Here is a 22259-nt window from a genome sequence, read left to right as displayed (position 1 = left end):
GATCGTATGACCGGAATAAGCCCCGGGGAAGAGGGAATTGAACGCGCTCAGTCGCATGGCCGACTCCCACCCCACGCACAGGACGCATAAAGCACGCGAATATGGACAGTTGTGCACGGAGGGCACAGTTTCTCTGTGATCCATGTCATCCGCGCCGAGCGGCCCGCCCCGTAACGTGTCCCCCACACCCGTGGAAAGCGAGGCAAGCACCGATGCCCGAGCAGTCCCCGCTCGACCTGGCCGAGGGCGATCCCTTCGGCCCGCACAACCTTCCGTACGGCGTCTTCTCCCCCGCCGACGAGCCCGACCGGCGGAGGGTCGGCGTCCGCATCGGCGGTCATGTCCTCGACGCGGGAGCCGCGGCGAACGCGCTCGGTTCGCCGTATGCCGCGCTGCTCGCGCAGCCGAGCCTCAACCCGCTGCTCGCCGCCGGCCGCACCGCCTGGCGCGACGTGCGCCGGGCGCTCACCGGCTGGGTTACGGTGCCCGCCCACCGCCCCGTCATAGAGCCGCTGCTCCACCCGCTGGACTCCGTGACGCTGCACCTGCCGTTCGAGGTCGCGGACTACGTCGACTTCTACGCGAGCGAGCACCACGCCACCAACGTGGGCCGGATCTTCCGCCCGGACGGCGACGCGCTCACCCCCAACTGGAAGCACCTGCCCATCGGTTACCACGGCCGCGCGGGCACCGTCGTCGTCTCCGGCACCGATGTCGTACGCCCCGCCGGGCAGCGCAAGGCGCCCACGGACCCGGCGCCGGTCTTCGGCCCCTCGGTGAAGCTGGACATCGAGGCGGAGGTCGGCTTCGTCGTCGGCACCCCCTCGACGCTGGGCACGCCGGTCCCGCTGGCCGACTTCCGCGAGCACGTCTTCGGTCTGACGCTCCTCAACGACTGGTCGGCACGGGACATCCAGGCCTGGGAGTACGTGCCGCTCGGCCCGTTCCTCGGCAAGTCGTTCACCACGTCCGTCTCGGCCTGGGTGACCCCCCTGGAGGCCCTGGACGCGGCCCGTACGGCCCCGCCGGCCCGGGACTTCGACCTGCTGCCGTATCTGGACGACTCCGCCGACGAGGAGCCCGGCGGCTTCGATCTGCGGATCACGGTCGAGATCAACGGCGAGGTGGTCTCCGAGCCGCCGTTCGCCACGATGTACTGGACGGCCGCCCAGCAGCTCGCCCATATGACGGTCAACGGTGCCTCGCTGCGGACCGGTGACCTGTACGGCTCCGGCACGGTCTCCGGGCCCGAGACGCACCAGCGCGGCTCGCTGCTCGAACTGACCTGGAACGGCCGCGACCCGCTCGAACTGCCGACCGGGAAGCGGACGTTCCTGGAGGACGGCGACGTGGTCACGCTCACCGCGTGGGCCCCGGGTCCCGACGGTACGCAGGTCGCGCTCGGCGAGGTGACGGGCCGGATCGTTCCGGCGCCGTAGCGCGCCCCGCACCCATACGTCAGGGCCCGGCCCCCGCGCGAGCGGAGACCGGGCCCTGACGGCGCTCAGGCTCTCGACTACCGTACGAACACGCCCGCCTGGCCCGCCAGGTCCAGGAAGTACTGCGGCGCGAGGCCGAGCACCAGCGTGACCGCGACGCCCACCGTGATGGTGACCGCCGTGAAGGCCGAGGGCACGGCGACCGTGGGGCCGTCCGCCTTCGGCTCGCTGAAGAACATCAGCACGATCACCCGGATGTAGAAGAACGCGGCGATCGCGGACGAGACGACACCGACGACGACCAGCGCGCCCGCGCCGCCCTCCGCCGCCGCCTTGAAGACCGCGAACTTTCCGGTGAAGCCCGACGTCAGCGGGATGCCGGCGAAGGCGAGCAGGAACACCGCGAAGACCGCCGCCACGAGCGGCGAACGGCGCCCGAGACCCGCCCACTTGGACAGGTGCGTCGCCTCGCCGCCCGCGTCCCGCACCAGCGTGACGACCGCGAAGGCGCCGATCGTCACGAACGAGTACGCGCCCAGGTAGAAGAGCACGGACGAGATGCCGGTGGGCGTGGCGGCGATGACACCGGCCAGCAGGAAGCCCGCGTGGGCGATGGAGGAGTACGCGAGGAGCCGCTTGATGTCGGTCTGGGTGATCGCGACGATCGCGCCGCCCAGCATGGTGACGATCGCGACGCCCCACATGACCGGCCGCCAGTCCCAGGTGAGGCCCGGCAGCACCACGTACAGCAGCCGCAGCAGGGCACCGAACGCGGCGACCTTCGTCGCCGCCGCCATGAAGCCGGTGACGGGAGTCGGCGCGCCCTGGTAGACGTCCGGGGTCCACATGTGGAACGGCACGGCGCCGACCTTGAAGAGCAGCCCCATGAGGACCAAGGCGAAGCCGATGAGCAGCAGGGCGTCGTTGCCCATGGTGTCGGCGAGCGCCGGGTCGATGGCGCCGACCGATCCGTCGACGACGTTCGCGATGGTGGCGTACGAGACGGAGCCCGCGTAGCCGTAGAGCAGCGCGATGCCGAAGAGCAGGAACGCCGACGAGAAGGCGCCGAGGAGGAAGTACTTGACCGCGGCCTCCTGCGACATGAGCCGCTTGCGGCGTGCCACGGCGCAGAGCAGGTACAGCGGGAGGGAGAAGACCTCGAGGGCGACGAAGAGCGTCAGGAGGTCGTTGGCCGCGGGGAAGACCAGCATGCCGGCGATGGCGAACAGCGCCAGCGGGAACACCTCGGTGGTGGTGAACCCGGCCTTGACCGCCGCCTTCTCCTGGTCGCTGCCGGGGACGGCGGCGGCCTCGGCGGCGAAGGAGTCGACCCGGTGGCCGTGGTCGGCCGGGTCGAGCCTGCGCTCGGCGAAGGTGAAGACGGCGACGAGCGACGCCAGCAGGATCGTGCCCTGGAGGAAGAGCGCCGGGCCGTCGACGGCGATGGCGCCCATGGCGGCGATGTGCGCCTTGGTGGAGCCGTAGCCGCCGGCGGCGAGGCCGACGATCGCGGCGAACGCGGCGACCAGGGCGAGCACGCTGAGGAACACCTGGCTGAGCCAGCGGCCCTTGCGGGGCACGAAGGCCTCGACGAGGACGCTGAGGACGGCGGCGCCGACCACGATGAGGACGGGCGAGAGCTGCACGTACTCGATGTGGGGTGCCGGGATCTTGGTCACCGGCTCGGCGGCGGTCGTCCACAGGCTGTGGACGGCGGGCGCGACGGCGGATGCACTCACTTGGCCGCCTCCACTTCGGGCTGGGGGTCCTTTTGCTGGACGTCGGACATGGTGTGCGTGACGGCGGGGTTCACGATGTCCGTCAGCGGCTTCGGGAACACCCCGAGGAAGATCAGCAGAGCGATCAGCGGGGCGACCACGACCAGCTCCCGCACCCGCAGGTCCGGCATCGTCCGGACCTCCTCCGTCACCACCGGGCCCGTCATCGTCCGCTGGTAGAGGACGAGGGTGTAGAGCGCGGCGAGGACGATGCCGGTGGTGGCGATGATGCCGGCCACGGGATAGCGGGCGAACGTGCCGACCAGGACCAGGAACTCGCTGACGAAGGGCGCGAGGCCCGGCAGTGAGAGGGTGGCCAGACCGCCGATCAGGAACGTGCCGGCAAGCACCGGGGCGACCTTCTGCACACCGCCGTAGTCGGCGATGAGCCGCGAGCCGCGCCGGGTGATCAGGAAGCCGGCCACCAGCATCAGGGCGGCCGTCGAGATCCCGTGGTTGACCATGTACAGCGTCGCGCCGCTCTGGCCCTGGCTGGTCATCGCGAAGATGCCCATGATGATGAAGCCGAAGTGCGAGATCGACGCGTACGCCACCAGGCGCTTGATGTCCCGCTGGCCGACCGCGACCAGCGCCCCGTAGACGATGCTCACGAGGGCGAGCGCGATGATCACCGGGGTCGCCCACTTCGACGCCTCGGGGAAGAGCTGGAGGCAGAAGCGGAGCATCGCGAACGTGCCGACCTTGTCGACGACCGCGGTGATGAGCACGGCGACCGGTGCGGTCGCCTCCCCCATCGCGTTCGGCAGCCAGGTGTGCAGCGGCCAGAGCGGCGCCTTCACCGCGAAGGCGAAGAAGAAGCCGAGGAACAGCAGCCGTTCGGTGTTGGTCGCCATCTCCAGCTGACCGGACGCCCGTGCCTCGGCGATCTCCGTGAGCGAGAAGTTCCCGGCGACGACGTAGAGCCCGATGACGGCGGCCAGCATGATCAGTCCGCCGACCAGGTTGTACAGCAGGAACTTCACGGCCGCGTACGAACGCTGGGCCGCCGCGTTCTCGTCCGAGCCCGCGTGGGCCCGGTCGCCGAAGCCGCCGATGAGGAAGTACATCGGGATGAGCATGGCTTCGAACAGGATGTAGAAGAGGAAGACGTCGGTGGCCTCGAAGGAGAGGATCACCATCGCCTCGACCATCAGGATCAGGGCGAAGAAGCCCTGGGTCGGCCGCCAGCGGCTGGACTTCGTCTCCAGGGGGTCGGCGTCGTGCCAGCCGGCCAGGATGATGAAGGGGATCAGCAGCGCGGTGAGCGCGATGAGCGCCACCCCGATGCCGTCCACGCCCAGTTCGTAGCGGACCCCGAAGTCCTTGATCCAGGAGTAGGACTCGACGAACTGGTACCGGTCGCCGCCGGGCTCGAAGTCGACGAGCACGACCACGGCGAGGACCAGGGTGACGAGTGAGACGAGCAGCGCCAGCCACTTGGCGGCGGTGCGGCGGGCGGCGGGGACGGCGGCGGTCAGGATCGCGCCGACCGCCGGCACCGCTGCCGTCGCCGTCAGGATCGGAAAGCCCGCGTTGACTGCTTGCGACATCGGTTACACCGCCCTCATCAGCAGGGTCGCGGCGATCAGCACCGCAGTACCTCCGAACATGGAGACCGCATAGGAGCGGGCGTAGCCGTTCTGCAGCTTGCGCAGCCGGCCGGACAGACCGCCGACCGAGGCGGCGGTGCCGTTGACGACCCCGTCGACCAGGCTGTGGTCGACGTAGACGAGCGAGCGGGTGAGGTGCGTGCCGCCCGTCACGAAGACGGCGTGGTTGAAGTCGTCCTGGAGCAGGTCGCGGCGGGCGGCCCGGGTGAGCAGCGAGCCACGCGGGGCGGTGACCGGGACGGGCCTGCGACCGTACTGGACGTAGGCGATCGCGACGCCGATCACCATGACCGCGACCGTGGCCGAGGTGATGGCGCCGGCACTGATCGGCGGGTGTCCGTGCTCGAACGAGGTCACCGGCTTCAGCCAGTTGATGAACCGGTCGCCGATGGAGAAAAAGCCACCCGCGAAGACGGAGCCGACGGCCAGCAGGACCATCGGGATCGTCATCGACTTCGGCGACTCGTGCGGGTGCGGTAGCTCGCCCTTGTCGTCGGCCTGCCAGCGCTTCTCGCCGAAGAAGGTCATCAGCATCACGCGCGTCATGTAGTACGCGGTGATGGCCGCGCCGAGCAGGGTGACCGCGCCGAGGATCCAGCCCTCGGTGCCTCCCTTGGCGAAGGCCGCCTCGATGATCTTGTCCTTGGAGAAGAAGCCGGACAGGCCGGGGAAGCCGATGATCGCGAGATAGCCGAGGCCGAAGGTGACGAAGGTGACCGGCATGTACTTCCGCAGGCCGCCGTAACGGCGCATGTCCACCTCGTCGTTCATGCCGTGCATGACCGAACCGGCGCCGAGGAAGAGCCCGGCCTTGAAGAAGCCGTGCGTGACCAGGTGCATGATCGCGAAGACGTAACCGATGGGGCCGAGACCCGCCGCCAGGATCATGTAGCCGATCTGCGACATCGTCGAGCCGGCCAGCGCCTTCTTGATGTCGTCCTTCGCGCAACCGACGATCGCACCGAAGAGGAGCGTGACCGCGCCGACCACGACGACCACGAGCTGGGCGTCCGGAGCGGCGTTGAAGATGTCGGCGGAGCGGACGATCAGATAGACACCGGCGGTGACCATCGTGGCCGCGTGGATGAGGGCCGAGACCGGGGTCGGGCCCTCCATCGCGTCCCCGAGCCAGGACTGCAGCGGCACCTGGGCCGACTTGCCGCACGCGGCGAGGAGCAGCATCAGGGCGATCGCCGTCAGCGTGCCCTCGCCCGCCTCACCGGTCGCCTCCAGGACCGGCCCGAAGGCGAAGGTCCCGAAGGTGGTGAACATGAGCATGATCGCGATCGAGAGACCCATGTCGCCGACCCGGTTGACCAGGAAGGCCTTCTTCGCGGCGGTGGCCGCGGTGGGCTTGTGCTGCCAGAAGCCGATCAGGAGGTACGAGGCGAGGCCGACGCCCTCCCAGCCGAAGTACAGCAGCAGGTAGTTGTCGGCGAGGACGAGCAGCAGCATCGCCGCGAGGAACAGGTTCAGATAGCCGAAGAAGCGGCGCTTGCGCTCGTCGTGCTCCATGTACCCGATCGAGTACAGGTGGATCAGCGAGCCCACGCCGGTGATCAGCAGGACGAACGTCACCGACAGCTGGTCGAGCTGGAAGGCGACGTCCGCCTGGAAGCCCTCGACCGGGATCCAGGTCCACAGGTTCTGGTACATGGCCCGGTCGTCGGCGCTCCTGCCGAGCATGTCGGCGAAGAGGACGAGACCGAGCACGAAGGAGACGGCCGCGAGCAGCGTGCCGAGCCAGGGCCCGGCCTTGTCGAGGCGCCGCCCGCCGCACAGCAGGACGGCCGCTCCCAGCAGAGGCGCCGCGACGAGCAGCGCAATCAGGTTCTCCACGATTCAGCCCCTCACAGCTTCATCAGGCTGGCGTCGTCGACCGAGGCCGAGTGGCGGGAACGGAACAGCGACACGATGATCGCGAGCCCGACCACGACCTCCGCGGCGGCGACGACCATCGTGAAGAAGGCGATGATCTGGCCGTCGAGGTTGCCGTGCATCCGGGAGAAGGTGACGAGCGCGAGGTTGCAGGCGTTGAGCATCAGCTCGACGCACATGAAGACCACGATCGCGTTGCGCCGGATCAGCACCCCGGCCGCGCCGATCGTGAACAGCAGGGCGGCGAGATAGAGATAGTTCACGGGATTCATCGGGTGGCCTCCTCGTCGTCCCGGTCCCGGCCGAGCCGCTCCTCCGAGCGCTGTTCCAGCGCCTTCAGGTCGGCCAGCGCCTCGCCGGACACGTCACGGACCTGTCCGCGCCTGCGCAGCGTCTGCATCACGGTCAGCTCGGCGGGGGTGCCGTCGGGCAGCAGACCGGGGATGTCCACCGCGTTGTGCCGGGCGTACACACCCGGCGCGGGAAGCGGCGGAACGTGCCTGCCCTCGCGGACGCGCTGCTCCGACAGCTCACGCTGCGTGCGGGCCCGTTCGGTGCGCTCACGGTGCGTGAGGACCATCGCGCCGACGGCCGCGGTGATGAGCAGCGCGCCGGTGATCTCGAAGGCGAAGACGTACTTGGTGAAGATGAGGGCGGCGAGGCCCTCGACGTTCCCGCCGTACGCGCCGTTCGCCGCGCCGAGCCCGTTGAACTCCGTCAGGGAGGCCTGGCCGATCCCGCCGATCAGCAGGATGCCGAAGCCGAGCCCGCAGGCGGCGGCCCACCAGCGCTGGCCCTTGATGGTCTCCTTCAGGGAGTCCGCGGCCGTGACACCGACGAGCATGACGATGAAGAGGAACAGCATCATGATCGCGCCGGTGTAGACGACGATCTGGACGATGCCCAGGAAGTACGCGCCGTTGGCGAGGTAGAAGACCGCCAGGACGATCATCGTGCCGGCCAGACAGAGAGCGCTGTGCATGGCCTTCCTCATCAGGACCGTGCACAGGGCGCCGACGACGGCGACCGTGCCGAGGACCCAGAACTGGAAGGCCTCTCCGCCGGAGGTGGCGTAGGCGGCAAGGTGGGCGTTCATGCGTCCACCTCTTCCGGCTCGCCCTTCTCTCCCTTGGAGGTGGCGACCTGCTGGACGGTGCCCGGAGCGGCCTCGGTGACCAGACCCCGGTAGTAGTCCTGCTCGTCCATGCCCGGGAAGATCGAGTGCGGGGAGTCGACCATGCCCTCCTCCAGGCCCGCGAGGAGCTGCTCCTTGGTGTAGATCAGGTTCTCGCGGGAGGAGTCGGCCAGTTCGAACTCGTTCGTCATCGTCAGCGCCCGCGTGGGGCAGGCCTCGATGCACAGTCCGCACAGGATGCAGCGGGCGTAGTTGATCTGGTAGACGCGGCCGTAGCGCTCGCCCGGGGAGTAGCGCTCCTCCTCGGTGTTGTCCGCGCCCTCCACATAGATGGCGTCCGCGGGGCAGGCCCAGGCGCACAGCTCGCAGCCCACACACTTCTCAAGTCCGTCCGGATGACGGTTGAGCTGGTGCCGGCCGTGGAAGCGCGGCGCCGTCGTCTTGCGCTCCTCCGGGTACTGCTCGGTCAGCCGCTTCTTGAACATGGCCTTGAAGGTCACGCCGAAGCCGGCCACCGGATTCTGGAAATCAGACACCGTCCGTCTCCTTTCCATCACTCGCAGTAGCAGTATCGGGGGCGCCACTGACAACCAGGTCGCGATCGGCTCGCGGCCTGCGCCGCGGCACGGGCGGCAGGGCCTGTCCGGGCTTGGGCGGTACGGGGAAGCCACCGGCCATCGGGTCGAAGGGGCGCTCGTCCTCGGCCGGACCCTCGGCCCCCTTCGCCTGCCGGTCGCGGAACATGTCCGCCACGAAGGAGATGAGCAGGACGGCGATCACGGCTCCGGCGACGTACAGCACGATCGTCTGGAACTCGAAGTTCTCGTTGCGCAGGGCCCGGACGGTGGCGACCAGCATCAGCCAGAGCACCGAGACCGGGATGAGGACCTTCCAGCCGAGCTTCATCAGCTGGTCGTAGCGGACCCGGGGCAGGGTGCCGCGCAGCCAGATGAAGAAGAAGAGCAGCAGCTGCACCTTGAGGATGAACCAGAGCATCGGCCACCAGCCGTGGTTCGCGCCCTCCCAGAAGGTGGAGACCGGGTACGGGGCGCGCCAGCCGCCGAGGAAGAGCGTCACGGAGACGGCGGAGACCGTCACCATGTTCACGTACTCGGCGAGCATGAACATCGCGAACTTGATGGAGGAGTACTCGGTGTTGAAGCCGCCGACGAGGTCGCCCTCGGACTCGGGCATGTCGAACGGGGCGCGGTTGGTCTCGCCGACCATCGTGACGACGTAGATGATGAACGAGACCGGCAGCAGGATGATGAACCAGCGGTCCGCCTGCGCCTCGACGATCGCCGAGGTCGACATCGACCCGGAGTAGAGGAAGACGGAGGCGAACGCGGCGCCCATGGCGATCTCGTAGGAGATCATCTGGGCGCAGGAGCGCAGGCCGCCGAGGAGCGGGTACGTGGAGCCGGAGGACCAGCCGGCGAGCACGATGCCGTAGATGCCGACGGAGGCGATCGCGAGGACGTACAGCATCGCGATCGGCAGGTCGGTGAGCTGCATCGTGGTGCGGTGGCCGAAGATCGAGACCTCGTTGCCGGCCGGGCCGAACGGGATCACGGCGATGGCCATGAACGCGGGGGCGGCGGCGATGATCGGCGCGAGGATGTAGACGACCTTGTCGGCGCGCTTGACGACGACGTCCTCCTTCAGCATCAGCTTGATGCCGTCCGCGAGGGACTGGAGGAAACCCCAGGGTCCGTGCCGGTTGGGGCCGATGCGCAGCTGCATCCAGGCGACGACCTTGCGCTCCCACACGATGGAGAAGAGCACCGTGACCATGAGGAAGGCGAAGCAGAAGACGGCCTTGATCGCGACGAGCCACCAGGGGTCCGTCCCGAACATGGAGAGGTCTTCCGCGGCGAGGACGCCGCGCTGGGCGTCCGCGAGTTGAGCAAGGGCGGTCATGCGCGCACCTCCCGTGCGGGGGCGGCCAGGGCTTCGCCCGGCCGGACGGCGTGGGTACGGCGGTCGAGGACGCCGGTCATGACCGGACCTCCGCCGCGTCGGGGGCGCCCGCGGCGCCGATCCGGACCAGGTCGCCCGGGTGGGCGCCCGTGTCGGAGAGGACGCCGCCCGCGGTCGAGTTGAGCGGGAGCCAGACCACACGGTCGGGCATCTCGGTGACCTGGAGCGGGAGCCGGGTCGAGCCCGCCGGTCCGGTGACGGCGAGGAGGTCGCCGTCCTTGACGCCCGTCTCCTCGGCGGTCGCGGGCGAGAGGCGGGCGACCGCCGCGTGACGGGTGCCGGCCAGCGCCGCGTCGCCCTCCTGGAGGCGGCCGAGGTCGAGCAGCAGCCGGTGCCCCGCGAGGACCGCCTCGCCCTCGCCCGGGCGGGGCGCGGCCTGTGCGGGCTCGGTGGGCTCGGAGGCCCGCTCGCCGTCCCAGCCGCCGAGCCGGTCCAGCTCGCGGCGGACCGAGCGCAGATCGGGCAGGGCCAGGTGCGCGTCGAGGGCGTCGGCGAGCATGTGGAGCACGCGCGTGTCCGCCGGCGGCAGCGTCCGGGTCATCTGCTCGGGCTTGAGGGCGGCCTCGAAGAGGCGTGCCCTGCCCTCCCAGTTGAGGAAGGTGCCGGACTTCTCGGCGACCGCGGCGACCGGCAGGACCACGTCGGCCCGCTCGGTGACCTCGCTCGGCCGCAGCTCCAGGGAGACCACGAACGCCGCGTCGAGCGCCTCACGCGCGCGTGCCGGGTCCGGCAGGTCGCGGACCTCGACACCGCCGACGAGCAGCGCGCCCAGTTCGCCGGTGGCCGCGGCCTCGACGATCTGGCCGGTGTCGCGGCCGTAGCCGTGCGGAAGTTCACGTACGCCCCAGGCGGCCGCGACCTCCTCACGCGCGCGTGGGTCGGTCGCGGGACGGCCGCCGGGCAGCAGCGTCGGGATCGCGCCGGCTTCGAGCGCGCCCCGCTCTCCGGCCCGGCGCGGGATCCACACCAGCTTCGCGCCGGTCGCCGTCGCCGTCCGCACGGCCGCGGTCAGCCCACCGGGCACGGTGGCCAGCCGCTCGCCGACCACGATGACGGCGCCGTCCTGGCGCAGCGCCTCCGCGGCTCGCGTACCGGCCTCGTCGAGGCCGACGCGGGAGGTGAGCGCGTCCAGCCACTCGGTCTCGGTGCCGGGCGCGGCCGCGAGCAGCGTGCCGCCCGCCTTCTCCAGGCCCCGGGTCGCGTGGGAGGCCAGCGCGTACGTCTTCTGGCCGCTCTTGCGCCAGGCCTTGCGCAGCCGCAGGAAGACGCCGGGCGCCTCCTCCTCGGACTCGAAGCCGACGAGCAGCACCGCCGGGGCGGCTTCCAGGGAGGTGTACGTGACCCCGCTGCCGTCCAGGTCCCGTCCGCGTCCGGCGACGGTCGAGGCCAGGAAGTCGGCCTCCTCGCTGGAGTGGACCCGGGCCCGGAAGTCGACGTCGTTGGTGTCGAGGGCGACCCGGGCGAACTTGGCGTACGCGTAGGAGTCCTCGACGGTCAGCCGCCCGCCGGCCAGGACGCCGGTACGGCCCCGCACGAGTCCGCGGGCCGCCGCCTCCAGGGCCTCCGGCCACGAGGCCGGTTCGAGCACCCCTGCCTCGTTCCGAACCAGCGGGGTCGTCAGCCGGTCACGCTGCTGGGCGTACCGGAACGCGAACCGCCCCTTGTCGCACACCCACTCCTCGTTGACCTCCGGGTCCTCCGCCGCGAGCCGCCGCATGACCTTGCCGCGCCGGTGGTCGGTGCGGGTGGCGCAGCCGCCCGCACAGTGCTCGCAGACGCTCGGCGAGGAGACGAGGTCGAAGGGGCGGGAGCGGAACCGGTACGCCGCCGAGGTCAGCGCGCCGACCGGGCAGATCTGGATCGTGTTCCCGGAGAAGTACGACTCGAAGGGGTCGCCCTCGCCGGTACCGACCTGCTGGAGCGCACCGCGCTCGAGCAGCTCGATCATCGGGTCGCCGGCGATCTGGTTCGAGAACCGGGTGCAGCGCGCGCAGAGCACGCACCGCTCACGGTCGAGCAGCACCTGGGTCGAGATCGGTACCGGCTTCTCGAAGGTCCGCTTGTGACCCTCGAAGCGGGACTCCGACTGCCCGTGCGACATCGCCTGGTTCTGCAAGGGGCACTCGCCGCCCTTGTCGCAGACCGGGCAGTCCAGCGGGTGGTTGATGAGCAGCAGCTCCATCACACCGTGCTGCGCCTTCTCGGCGACCTGCGAGGTCAGCTGGGACTTGACCACCATGCCGTCGGTGCAGGTGATGGTGCAGGACGCCATCGGCTTGCGCTGGCCCTCGACCTCGACGATGCACTGCCGGCAGGCGCCGGCCGGGTCGAGGAGCGGGTGGTCGCAGAACCGCGGGATCTCGATGCCGAGCTGCTCGGCGGCGCGGATGACGAGGGTCCCCTTGGGGACGGAGATCTCGGCGCCGTCGATGGTCAGCGTGACCATGTCCTCCGGCGGTACCGCCGGGGAACCGCCGCCCGCGGGGCCGGCCGTGGTGACCGTCATGCCGTCACCTCCTTGTGGTTGTCCGCCCAGGCGGTCGACTTGGCGGGGTCGAAGGGGCAGCCCCGGCCGGTGATGTGCTGCTCGTACTCCTCGCGGAAGTACTTCAGGGAGGAGAAGATCGGGGAGGCCGCACCGTCGCCGAGCGCGCAGAACGACTTGCCGTTGATGTTGTCGGCGATGTCGTTCAGCTTGTCGAGGTCGGACATCACGCCCTTGCCGGCCTCGATGTCACGCAGCAACTGCACCAGCCAGTACGTGCCTTCACGGCAGGGCGTGCACTTGCCGCAGGACTCGTGCGCGTAGAACTCGGTCCACCGCGTCACCGCGCGGACCACGCAGGTGGTCTCGTCGAAGCACTGGAGCGCCTTGGTGCCGAGCATGGAACCGGCCGCGCCCACACCCTCGTAGTCGAGCGGGACGTCGAGGTGCTCGTCGGTGAACATCGGGGTGGAGGAGCCGCCCGGGGTCCAGAACTTCAGCCGGTGGCCCGGCCGCATCCCGCCGCTCATGTCGAGGAGCTGGCGCAGCGTGATCCCGAGCGGGGCCTCGTACTGGCCCGGCGAGGCGACGTGGCCGCTGAGCGAGTAGAGCGTGAAGCCAGGGGACTTCTCGCTGCCCATCGACTTGAACCAGTCCTTGCCCCGGTTGAGGATCGCGGGAACGGACGCGATGGACTCGACGTTGTTCACCACGGTGGGGCAGGCGTACAGACCGGCGACCGCGGGGAAGGGGGGACGCAGCCGGGGCTGGCCGCGCCGTCCTTCGAGCGAGTCGAGCAGCGCGGTCTCCTCGCCGCAGATGTACGCCCCGGCGCCCGCGTGCACGGTGATGTCGAGGTTCAGGCCGCTGCCGAGGACGTTCTGGCCGAGGAAGCCGGCGTCGTACGCCTCGCGCACCGCCTCGTGCAGACGGCGCAGGACGGGCACGACCTCGCCGCGCAGATAGATGAACGCGTGCTCGGAGCGGATCGCGTAGCAGGCGATGATCATTCCCTCGATGAGGGAGTGCGGGTTGGCGAAGAGGAGCGGGATGTCCTTGCAGGTGCCCGGCTCGGACTCGTCGGCGTTGACGACGAGGTAGTGCGGCTTGCCGTCGCCCTGCGGGATGAACTGCCACTTCATCCCGGTCGGGAAGCCGGCGCCGCCGCGGCCGCGCAGACCGGAGTCCTTGACGTACGCGATGAGGTCGTCGGGCGACATCGCGAGGGCCTTCCGCAGACCCTCGTACCCCTCGTGCCTCTTGTACGTCTCCAGGGTCCAGGAGTCGGGCTGGTCCCAGAACGCCGAGAGGACCGGCGCCAGAAGCTTCTCGGGGCTGCTGTTGTTGATCTCTGCTGCCAAGGTCATCACTCCCCCTCCCCACTGGCCGATTCGCCGCGCGGGTGGACGATCTTGTGGTGCGGGGTCTCGCCCTTGGCCAGCCGCAGCCCGACGAGCGAGGCCGGGCCGGCCCCACCGGTGGCCTCGACGGCCCCCTCGCGCTCGTCGGGGAAACCGGCCAGGATGCGGGCGGTCTCCTTGTACGTGCAGAGCGGCGCGCCCCGCGTCGGCTCGACCGGACGGCCGGCCCTCAGGTCGTCGACGATCTTCTTGGCGGACGCGGGCGTCTGGTTGTCGAAGAACTCCCAGTTGACCATCACCACGGGGGCGAAGTCGCAGGCCGCGTTGCACTCGATGTGCTCCAGCGTGACCTTGCCGTCCTCGGTCGTCTCGTTGTTGCCGACGCCGAGGTGCTCCTTCAGCTCCTCGAAGATGGCGTCGCCGCCCATGACCGCGCAGAGCGTGTTGGTGCAGACGCCGACCTGGTAGTCGCCGGAGGGCTTGCGCCGGTACATCGTGTAGAAGGTGGCGACCGCGGTGACCTCGGCGGTGGTCAGGCCGAGGACCTCGGCGCAGAACTTCATGCCGGTGCGGGTCACATGGCCCTCCTCAGCCTGCACGAGGTGCAGCAGCGGGAGGAGCGCGGAGCGGGACCCCGGATAGCGGGCGATGATCTCCTGGGCGTCCGCCTCCAGCCGGGCGCGTACCTCGGCCGGGTAGTCGGGGGCGGGGAGCTGGGGCATCCCGAGACTGGTCTGTCCGTCCGTCATCGGTCGACGCCTCCCATCACGGGGTCGATGGACGCGACGGCGACGATGACGTCGGCGACCTGGCCGCCCTCGCACATCGCCGCCATGGCCTGCAGGTTGGTGAACGACGGGTCGCGGAAGTGGACCCGGTAGGGGCGGGTGCCGCCGTCGGAGACGACGTGCACGCCCAGCTCGCCCTTCGGCGATTCGACGGCCGCGTAGGCCTGTCCGGCGGGGACGCGGAAGCCCTCGGTGACCAGCTTGAAGTGGTGGATCAGGGCCTCCATGGAGGTGCCCATGATCTTCTTGATGTGGTCGAGGGAGTTGCCGAGTCCGTCCGGGCCGAGCGCGAGCTGCGCGGGCCAGGCGATCTTCTTGTCGGCGACCATGACCGCGCCCGGCGCCAGCCGGTCGAGGCACTGCTCGACGATCCGCAGCGACTGCCGCATCTCCTCCAGGCGGACGAGGAAGCGTCCGTAGGAGTCGCAGGTGTCGGCGGTCGGGATGTCGAACTCGTAGTTCTCGTAGCCGCAGTACGGGTCGGTCTTGCGCAGGTCGTGCGGGAGGCCCGCGGAGCGCAGGATCGGTCCGGTGGCGCCGAGCGCCATGCAGCCGGTGAGGTCGAGGTAGCCGACGTCCTGCATACGGGCCTTGAAGATGGGGTTGCCGGTGGCGAGCTTGTCGTACTCCGGCAGGTTCTTCTTCATGGTCTTCACGAACTCGCGCACGGCGTCGACGGCGCCGGGCGGGAGGTCCTGGGCGAGGCCGCCGGGGCGGATGAACGCGTGGTTCATCCGGAGCCCGGTGATCAGCTCGTACAGGTCCAGGATCATCTCGCGGTCCCGGAAGCCGTAGATCATGATCGTGGTGGCGCCCAGCTCCATGCCGCCGGTGGCGATGCACACCAGGTGGGAGGAGAGCCGGTTGAGCTCCATCAGGAGTACGCGGATGACGCTGGCGCGGTCCGGGATCTGGTCGGTGATGCCGAGCAGCTTCTCGACGCCCAGGCAGTACGCCGTCTCGTTGTAGAACGAGGTGAGGTAGTCCATGCGCGTGACGAAGGTGGTGCCCTGCGTCCAGTTCCGGAACTCGAGGTTCTTCTCGATGCCGGTGTGGAGGTAGCCGATGCCGCAGCGGGCCTCGGTGACGGTCTCGCCGTCGATCTCCAGGATCAGCCGCAGCACGCCGTGCGTGGACGGGTGCTGGGGACCCATGTTGACGATGATCCGCTCGTCGTCGGCCTTGGCGGCGGACTCGACGACCTCCTCCCAGTCGCCACCGGTGACCGTGTAGACGGTGCCCTCGGTGGTCTCCCGGGCGGAGGCGGCGGAGGCGTTTTCGGTACTCATCAGCTGTACGACCTCCGCTGGTCAGGAGCCGGGATCTGGGCGCCCTTGTACTCGACGGCGATGCCGCCGAGGGGGTAGTCCTTGCGCTGCGGGAAGCCCTGCCAGTCGTCCGGCATCATGATCCGGGTGAGGGCGGGGTGGCCGTCGAAGACGATGCCGAAGAAGTCGTACGTCTCGCGCTCGTGCCAGTCGTTGGTCGGATAGACCGCGACGAGCGACGGGATGTGCGGATCGGCGTCCGGGGCGGACACCTCCAGGCGGATCAGCCGGCCGTGGGTGAGCGAGCGCAGGTGGTAGACGGCGTGCAGCTCACGGCCCTTGTCGCCGAGGTAGTGGACGCCGGAGACGCCCGTACAGAGCTCGAAGCGCAGGGCCGGGTCGTCGCGCAGGGTGCGGGCGACGCGGACGAGGTGCTCGCGGGCGATGTGGAAGGTGATCTCGTCGCGGTCGACGACCGTCTTCTCGATGGCGTTCTCCGGGAGGAGCCCCTGCTCGTCGAGCGCGCCCTCGAGTTCGTCGGCGACCTCGTCGAACCAGCCGCCGTAGGGGCGGGAGGCCGCCCCGGGCAGGCGTACGGAGCGGACGAGGCCGCCGTAGCCGGAGGTGTCGCCGCCGTTGTTGGCGCCGAACATCCCGCGCTGGACGCGGACCTCCTCGCCGTGCTCCCCGCGCTGCCCGGGCAGGTTCTGCTCGGAGAGCTCCTTCTCGGGGTTCGGTGTCTCGTCACTCACCGGAGAAGACCCTTCATCTCGATCGTCGGCAGGGCCTTGAGCGCCGCTTCCTCCGCCTCACGGGCCGCCTCCTCGGCGTTCACGCCGAGCTTGGAGGTCTGGATCTTCTGGTGGAGCTTGAGAATCGCGTCCATCAGCATCTCCGGGCGCGGCGGACAACCCGGCAGATAGATGTCGACCGGCACAATGTGGTCGACGCCCTGCACAATCGCGTAATTGTTGAACATTCCGCCCGACGAGGCGCAAACCCCCATGGAGATGACCCACTTGGGGTTCGGCATCTGGTCGTAGACCTGCCGCAGGACGGGCGCCATCTTCTGGCTGACGCGACCCGCCACGATCATCAGGTCGGCCTGGCGCGGTGAACCGCGGAAGACCTCCATGCCGAAGCGCGCCAGGTCGTAGCGGCCGGCGCCGGTCGTCATCATCTCGATGGCGCAGCAGGCGAGGCCGAAGGTCGCGGGGAAGACGGACGCCTTGCGCACCCAGCCCGCGGCCTGTTCGACCGTCGTCAGCAGAAAGCCGCTCGGCAGCTTCTCTTCGAGTCCCATAGGTGCCCCTCAGCCCCTCAGTCCCATTCCAGGCCGCCGCGCCGCCACACATAGGCGTAGGCGACGAAGACGGTGAGCACGAAGAGCAGCATCTCCACGAGCCCGAAAAGCCCCAGGGCGTCGAAGGTGACCGCCCAGGGGTAGAGGAAGACGATCTCGATGTCGAAGACGATGAAGAGCATCGCCGTCAGGTAGTACTTGATGGGGAAGCGGCCGCCTCCGGCCGGAGTGGGCGTCGGTTCGATGCCGCACTCGTATGCCTCAAGCTTTGCCCTGTTGTACCGCTTTGGGCCGATTAGCGTGGCCATGACCACGGAGAAGATCGCAAACCCCGCACCCAGGGCACCGAGCACGAGGATGGGCGCGTACGCATTCACGCTCCTCGCTCCTTCCAGTCGTCCTTGACCGTTGGACCGCACGGTCGGGCCGTGGAAGATCGCCCCCATGTGAGGCAGTTCACAAGCCCGACTGCCCCGCATCTTATGCCTGCCCCTCTGTGATCTGCGACACGGGGTACAGCAACGGCTTTGTGATCTCCACCACCTGACGAAGGATCATGAAGTCGGATGAGCGGTGATCTTGGCACTCGAAGCGCCCAGGTGATCACCAGTTGTGACATCCGGACCGGAAACCGCTGGTGGGAGGGGTGGCGCATTATCAAGCGATGGCGTCTACAGGCAAATTGGTGATGGACCCGGGTGGGTGATAAAGGACCGGCCCGTCGCCCGGTCGGGGGTCCGGCCGGAGCGAAGTGGACGTGTGCACCGATTCACGAGCGACCCGACCGCCTGATGGACTCCACACTGTGACCTGCGCCACACTAAATCGATCCGAAGAAAACGGGGCTTGGCCATCGGTGTGAAGAGGTGGTAAGTGGCGGCCAATTCGGACGTTTCACTGAAAACCCGTGATCAAGGCCCTGATGGGGCGTGCCCGTATTGTCCGTTACGGCGTCAATAAGGGCGCCTGATAAGCGGATTAGGTGGTTCCGAACGTAACTGTGGCGCAACCCACGTTTCTTGAAGGGAACCGTGAAGCCCTGATAGCGGTTGTACTCATGTCCCACACCGCTCACATACCCAGCCACCGGAAGCCCCGCCGCAGCGCTTCCAAGCTCGCGCTCCGCGCCGGAGTTGCCGGTGGCGTCCTCAGCACCATCGCGGTGGCCGGTGCTGCCGGACCGGCGAATGCCGAGCCGGTGACCGAGACCATCGAGATGCCCACGCTCGGCTCGCTCGACGCCGACCTCGCGAGCGCCGTCTCCGCCTCCGCCGAGGCCTCCCAGCAGGAAGCCCTCGACCTGAGCCTCCAGGCACAGGAGACGGCCGCCCTGGAGAAGGCCGCCAAGGAAGCCAAGAAGGCCAAGGCCGAGGCCGACCGCAAGGCAGAGGCCGAGAAGGCGGAGAGGGCCGAGAAGGCCCGCGCCGAGGCCCGCGAGCGCGCCTCCCGCACCCAGGAGCGCACCAAGCTCTCCACGTCCTCCTCGTCCGACAGCGGCTCCTCGTACAGCAGCGACGCCCCCACCGGCTCCGCGGCGGCCATCGTGGCCTTCGCCCGCGCCCAGATCGGCGACGCCTACATCTCCGGCGGCACCGGCCCCAACTCCTGGGACTGCTCCGGGCTCGTCCAGGCCGCCTACCGCCAGGCCGGCGTCGACCTGCCCCGCATCTCCAGCTCCCAGTCGTCCATGGGCACGTCCGTCTCGCTGAGCAACCTGCAGCCGGGCGACATCCTGTACTGGGGCAGCCGCAGCGGCTCGTACCACGTGGCGATCTACGTGGGCGGCGGCAAGTACGTCGGTGCGCAGAACCCGTCGACCGGTGTCGTCGAGCGCTCCCTGGACTGGGACATGCCCTCCGGCGCGGTCCGCATCCTCTGATCCGCCCCTTCTTGACGACGAAGAGCCGCCACTCCTCGGGGGAGTGACGGCTCTTTGCCGTTTTCGTCCTACTCGCCCCGGAAGATCTCGACGAGGCGGGCGTAGCTGTCGCCTCCGTGGCCCGCCGCCGCGGCCTCCCGCATCAGCTCAAGGTGCAGGCGCGGCAGCCGCCCGTCGATCCCGCGCGCCTCACCGGCCTCCAGCAGGTGCCCGATGGTGGCCACCTGGATGTCGATGGTGGCGTCCGAACCCGGGTACTCCCCCGCGTCGATCTGCTCCGCGTACGTGCTGAGGAACCAGGAGACCGTCTTCAGCCAGCGGTTCGCGACCGCGGTGAACTCCTTGGCCGCGACCCCGTCCGCGCCCGCGAGCGCGGTCGCGTGCAGCCAGCCGCCGAAGACCGACCACATGAGGCCGAGGAGCCCTGCGTCGTACAGCGAGGCGAGTCCGGCGTCCGGACCGAGGTCGACCGGGTCGCCGAGCACCTCCAGGGTCGCGCGGTGCGCGGCCAGCAGCTCGGGCGAGCCGGCGTAGAGGATCATGTTGGCGCTGTCGCCGACGCCCGGCGGGGTCGTCATGATGCCGCCGTCCAGGTATCCGATGCCGTGCGCCGCCGCCCACTCCGCCTCCGCTCGGGCCTGCTCGGGCGAGCCGCTGGTGAGGTTGACCAGGACCCGGCCCCGCAACGATTCGGCCACCGGGGCGAGGAGTTCGCGTACGGCAGGGTGGTCGAGGACGCAGACCACGACCAGCTCGCTCGCGGCGACGGCCTCGGCGACGGTGGCGGCGCGGACGGCACCCCGGGCGACGAGGGCGTCGGCCTTTCCGGGGGTGCGGTTCCAGACGGTGGTGGGGTGGCCGGCGGAGAGGAAGGCGTCGGCGAGGGCGGCGCCCATCTGCCCGAGGCCGATGACGGTGACGTTCGGCTTGTTCATGACGTCCACGCTCGCAGCGGCGGAATCCGGCCGACAGTGGCAGGACCGACGGCGACCGCACGATTCCTGCCGTACGGTCGGTGACATGAGCACAGGGGTCGTCGCCATCGCCGTCGTACCGGACCATCGGGTCGGCACGTCGCTGTGGGAGCTGTACGAACTCTCGATCGCCGCCGCCGTCTTCGGTGTCCCCCACCCCGACCTCGCCGACCCCTGGTACGAGCTTCGGCTGTGCGGCGACTCGGGTGGCACGGGAGTCTTCTCCGTCCGCACCGACCACGGTCTCGACGGCCTCGTGGGCGCGGACACCGTCATCGTGCCGTCCGTGCCCGAAGCGGTCGTGGACGACGGCGAGGAGGTGCCGGCCGAACTGGTCGAGGCGCTGCGCTCGGCCGCCGCCTCCGGCGCCCGGATGGTCTCCCTGTGCACCGGCGCGTTCGCGCTCGCCGCCGCCGGACTTCTCGACGGCCGCCGTGCCACCGCCCATTGGCAGCACACCGCGCAACTGGCCGCCCGCCACCCCGAGGTGATCGTCGACGACTCGGTCCTCTACACCGACGAGGGTTCCGTCCTCACCAGCGCCGGGGCCACGGCCGCGCTCGACCTCTGTCTGCACCTGGTACGCACGGACCTCGGCGCGACCGTCGCCGGGCAGCTCGCCCGCAGGCTCGTCGTCCCGGCCCACCGCACGGGCGGACAGGCCCAGTTCATCGAGGCGCCGCTTCCGCCGAGCGACGCCGACAGCCTGGGACCCGTACTCCAGTGGGCGACCGAGCACCTGGCCGAGCCACTGACCGTGGACGGGCTGGCACGGCGCGCCCGGATGTCACCGCGCACCTTCCACCGCCGGGTGCAGGAGGCGTACGGGACCACCCCGTTGCAGTGGCTGCTCCAGCAGCGGGTGGCGCGCGCCCAGACGCTCCTGGAATCGACCGATCTGCCGGTGGAACAGATCGGCGACCACAGCGGGCTCGGTACGGCGGCGAACCTGCGCCGCCACTTCACCCGTACCGTCGGGGTGTCCCCGTCGGACTACCGACGGGCGTTCAGGCCTTCGGGGCCACCTTCGAGAGACCGTTGATGATGCGGTCCATCGCGTCGCCGCCCGTCGGGTCGGTCAGGTTCGCCAGCATCTTCAGCGTGAACTTCATCAGGACCGGGTGCGTCAGGCCGCGCTGGGTCGCGATCTTCATGATCTTCGGGTTGCCGATGATCTTCACGAAGGCGCGGCCGAGCGTGTAGTACCCGCCGTAGGTGTCCTTGAGGATCTTCGGGTAGTTGTGCAGGGCCAGTTCGCGCTGGGCCGGGGTCGCGCGGGCGTGCGCCTGGACGATGACGTCGGCCGCGATCTGGCCCGACTCCATGGCGTACGCGATGCCCTCGCCGTTGAACGGGTTGACCAGGCCGCCGGCGTCACCGACGAGCAGCAGCCCCTTGGTGTAGTGCGGCTGGCGGTTGAAGGCCATGGGCAGCGCGGCCCCGCGGATCGGGGTCGTCATGTTGTCCGGGGTGTAGCCCCAGTCCTCCGGCATCGAGGCGCACCAGGCCTTGAGGACCTCGCGCCAGTCCAGCTCCTTGAAGGCGGAGGAGGAGTTGAGGATGCCGAGGCCGACGTTGGAGGTGCCGTCACCCATGCCGAAGATCCAGCCGTAGCCCGGCAGGAGACGGTCCTGCGGGCCGCGGCGGTCCCACAGCTCCAGCCAGGACTCCAGGTAGTCGTCGTCATGGCGGGGGCTCGTGAAGTACGTCCGTACGGCCACGCCCATCGGACGGTCCTCGCGCCGGTGCAGGCCCATGGCGAGGGAGATCCGGCTCGAGTTGCCGTCGGCGGCGACGACGAGCGGCGCGTGGAAGGTGACCTCGCGCTTCTCCTCGCCGAGCTTGGCGTGCACGCCGGTGATCCGGCCGGTGCGGTCGTCGATGATCGGGGCGCCGACGTTGCAGCGCTCGTACAGCCGCGCGCCGGCCTTCTGCGCCTGGCGGGCGAGCTGCTCGTCGAAGTCGTCGCGCTTACGGACGAGTCCGTAGTCGGGGTACGAGGCGAGGTCCGGCCAGTCCAGCTGGAGGCGGACGCCGCCGCCGATGATGCGCAGGCCCTTGTTGCGCAGCCAGCCGGCCTCCTCGGAGATGTCGATCCCCATGGAGACGAGCTGCTTGGTGGCGCGGGGCGTGAGCCCGTCGCCGCAGACCTTCTCGCGGGGGAACGCGGTCTTCTCCAGGAGCAGGACGTCGAGTCCGGCCTTGGCCAGGTAGTAGGCCGTCGTGGATCCGGCCGGGCCCGCCCCGACGACGATCACGTCTGCGCTGTGCTCGGAGAGGGGCTCGGTCACGGCGGGGTCTCCCGAAGACTCGACGGTAGTGCGTACCGGGGCAGTCTATGGGGGCGGCCCGCGGCCCGTTCGGAGGGCCACCTCGGGAGA

Annotated in this window: 19 protein-coding genes; 3 read left to right on the top strand and 16 right to left on the bottom strand. The window is 69.7% G+C overall.

Features of this window, described 5'->3' with window-relative positions:
* Positions 1-212 precede the first annotated feature (212 nt).
* Positions 213-1439 (top strand): fumarylacetoacetase, encoded by a 1227-nt coding sequence (gene fahA, locus ACFY8U_RS10905; RefSeq protein WP_361598432.1) that lies wholly within the window; start codon positions 213-215, stop codon positions 1437-1439.
* A 77-nt stretch (positions 1440-1516) separates the two neighbouring features.
* Here the strand turns inward: fahA and nuoN are convergent, their stop codons facing one another.
* The 14 genes from nuoN to ACFY8U_RS10835 all read right to left on the bottom strand — a co-directional run bounded on the left by nuoN (position 1517) and on the right by ACFY8U_RS10835 (position 17402).
* Positions 1517-3178, bottom strand: a complete 1662-nt coding sequence (gene nuoN, locus ACFY8U_RS10900) for an NADH-quinone oxidoreductase subunit NuoN (RefSeq protein ID WP_361598435.1) — start codon at positions 3176-3178, stop codon at positions 1517-1519.
* Positions 3175-4767, bottom strand: a complete 1593-nt coding sequence (locus tag ACFY8U_RS10895; protein WP_389568550.1) for an NADH-quinone oxidoreductase subunit M — start codon at positions 4765-4767, stop codon at positions 3175-3177. Before ACFY8U_RS10895 ends, nuoN begins: the two co-directional genes overlap by 4 nt.
* Before the next feature lie 3 nt (positions 4768-4770).
* On the bottom strand, positions 4771-6666 hold the full coding sequence (nuoL, locus tag ACFY8U_RS10890) for an NADH-quinone oxidoreductase subunit L (RefSeq protein WP_389568546.1): 1896 nt from the start codon (positions 6664-6666) through the stop codon (positions 4771-4773).
* An 11-nt stretch (positions 6667-6677) separates the two neighbouring features.
* A complete protein-coding gene (nuoK, locus tag ACFY8U_RS10885; RefSeq protein ID WP_260229523.1) occupies positions 6678-6977 on the bottom strand; it encodes an NADH-quinone oxidoreductase subunit NuoK in 300 nt (99 codons plus the stop codon).
* Entirely contained in the window at positions 6974-7801 is an 828-nt protein-coding gene (locus ACFY8U_RS10880) for an NADH-quinone oxidoreductase subunit J (RefSeq protein WP_389568544.1), read from the bottom strand. The genes nuoK and ACFY8U_RS10880 overlap by 4 nt, the downstream gene beginning before the upstream one ends.
* Entirely contained in the window at positions 7798-8394 is a 597-nt protein-coding gene (nuoI, locus tag ACFY8U_RS10875) for an NADH-quinone oxidoreductase subunit NuoI (RefSeq protein WP_361598447.1), read from the bottom strand. The genes ACFY8U_RS10880 and nuoI overlap by 4 nt, the downstream gene beginning before the upstream one ends.
* Positions 8369-9760 carry an NADH-quinone oxidoreductase subunit NuoH gene (gene nuoH, locus ACFY8U_RS10870; RefSeq protein WP_361437388.1) on the bottom strand — a complete coding sequence of 464 codons (1392 nt, stop codon included), beginning with the start codon at positions 9758-9760 and terminating at the stop codon, positions 8369-8371. The genes nuoI and nuoH overlap by 26 nt, the downstream gene beginning before the upstream one ends.
* A 76-nt stretch (positions 9761-9836) precedes the next feature.
* On the bottom strand, positions 9837-12326 hold the full coding sequence (locus ACFY8U_RS10865) for an NADH-quinone oxidoreductase subunit G (RefSeq protein ID WP_389568541.1): 2490 nt from the start codon (positions 12324-12326) through the stop codon (positions 9837-9839).
* The gene (gene nuoF / locus ACFY8U_RS10860; protein WP_389568538.1) at positions 12323-13675 is read right to left on the bottom strand and encodes an NADH-quinone oxidoreductase subunit NuoF; all 1353 of its coding nucleotides are present in this window, start codon (positions 13673-13675) and stop codon (positions 12323-12325) included. The genes ACFY8U_RS10865 and nuoF overlap by 4 nt, the downstream gene beginning before the upstream one ends.
* Positions 13672-14415 (bottom strand): NADH-quinone oxidoreductase subunit NuoE, encoded by a 744-nt coding sequence (nuoE, locus tag ACFY8U_RS10855; RefSeq protein ID WP_361437381.1) that lies wholly within the window; start codon positions 14413-14415, stop codon positions 13672-13674. Before nuoE ends, nuoF begins: the two co-directional genes overlap by 4 nt.
* Complete coding sequence (locus ACFY8U_RS10850) at positions 14412-15743, bottom strand: NADH-quinone oxidoreductase subunit D (protein ID WP_361598455.1); 1332 nt, start codon at positions 15741-15743, stop codon at positions 14412-14414. Before ACFY8U_RS10850 ends, nuoE begins: the two co-directional genes overlap by 4 nt.
* The gene (locus tag ACFY8U_RS10845; protein ID WP_361437377.1) at positions 15743-16474 is read right to left on the bottom strand and encodes an NADH-quinone oxidoreductase subunit C; all 732 of its coding nucleotides are present in this window, start codon (positions 16472-16474) and stop codon (positions 15743-15745) included. Before ACFY8U_RS10845 ends, ACFY8U_RS10850 begins: the two co-directional genes overlap by 1 nt.
* Positions 16471-17025 carry an NADH-quinone oxidoreductase subunit B family protein gene (locus ACFY8U_RS10840; RefSeq protein ID WP_003998928.1) on the bottom strand — a complete coding sequence of 185 codons (555 nt, stop codon included), beginning with the start codon at positions 17023-17025 and terminating at the stop codon, positions 16471-16473. The genes ACFY8U_RS10845 and ACFY8U_RS10840 overlap by 4 nt, the downstream gene beginning before the upstream one ends.
* A gap of 17 nt (positions 17026-17042) precedes the next feature.
* The gene (locus ACFY8U_RS10835; RefSeq protein WP_030494815.1) at positions 17043-17402 is read right to left on the bottom strand and encodes an NADH-quinone oxidoreductase subunit A; all 360 of its coding nucleotides are present in this window, start codon (positions 17400-17402) and stop codon (positions 17043-17045) included.
* A gap of 680 nt (positions 17403-18082) precedes the next feature.
* Here ACFY8U_RS10835 and ACFY8U_RS10830 point away from each other — a divergent pair.
* Positions 18083-18904 (top strand): C40 family peptidase, encoded by an 822-nt coding sequence (locus tag ACFY8U_RS10830; RefSeq protein ID WP_361437374.1) that lies wholly within the window; start codon positions 18083-18085, stop codon positions 18902-18904.
* A gap of 68 nt (positions 18905-18972) precedes the next feature.
* Here the strand turns inward: ACFY8U_RS10830 and ACFY8U_RS10825 are convergent, their stop codons facing one another.
* The gene (locus ACFY8U_RS10825) at positions 18973-19848 is read right to left on the bottom strand and encodes an NAD(P)-dependent oxidoreductase (RefSeq protein WP_389568534.1); all 876 of its coding nucleotides are present in this window, start codon (positions 19846-19848) and stop codon (positions 18973-18975) included.
* A gap of 76 nt (positions 19849-19924) precedes the next feature.
* On the opposite strand from ACFY8U_RS10825, the gene ACFY8U_RS10820 reads away from it, so the two are divergent.
* Positions 19925-20920, top strand: a complete 996-nt coding sequence (locus ACFY8U_RS10820) for a helix-turn-helix domain-containing protein (protein ID WP_389568532.1) — start codon at positions 19925-19927, stop codon at positions 20918-20920.
* On the opposite strand, the gene ACFY8U_RS10815 is transcribed toward ACFY8U_RS10820, so the two are convergent.
* Entirely contained in the window at positions 20886-22169 is a 1284-nt protein-coding gene (locus tag ACFY8U_RS10815; RefSeq protein WP_389568529.1) for a geranylgeranyl reductase family protein, read from the bottom strand. The genes ACFY8U_RS10820 and ACFY8U_RS10815 overlap by 35 nt on opposite strands.
* Positions 22170-22259: the final 90 nt, after the last annotated feature.

Origin of the sequence: Streptomyces sp. NPDC012508, assembly GCF_042902595.1 — a bacterium.
Lineage (GTDB): Bacteria > Actinomycetota > Actinomycetes > Streptomycetales > Streptomycetaceae > Streptomyces.
The sequence above is the reverse complement of the archived record's forward strand: the minus strand, read 5'-3'. Positions and strand labels throughout refer to the sequence as shown.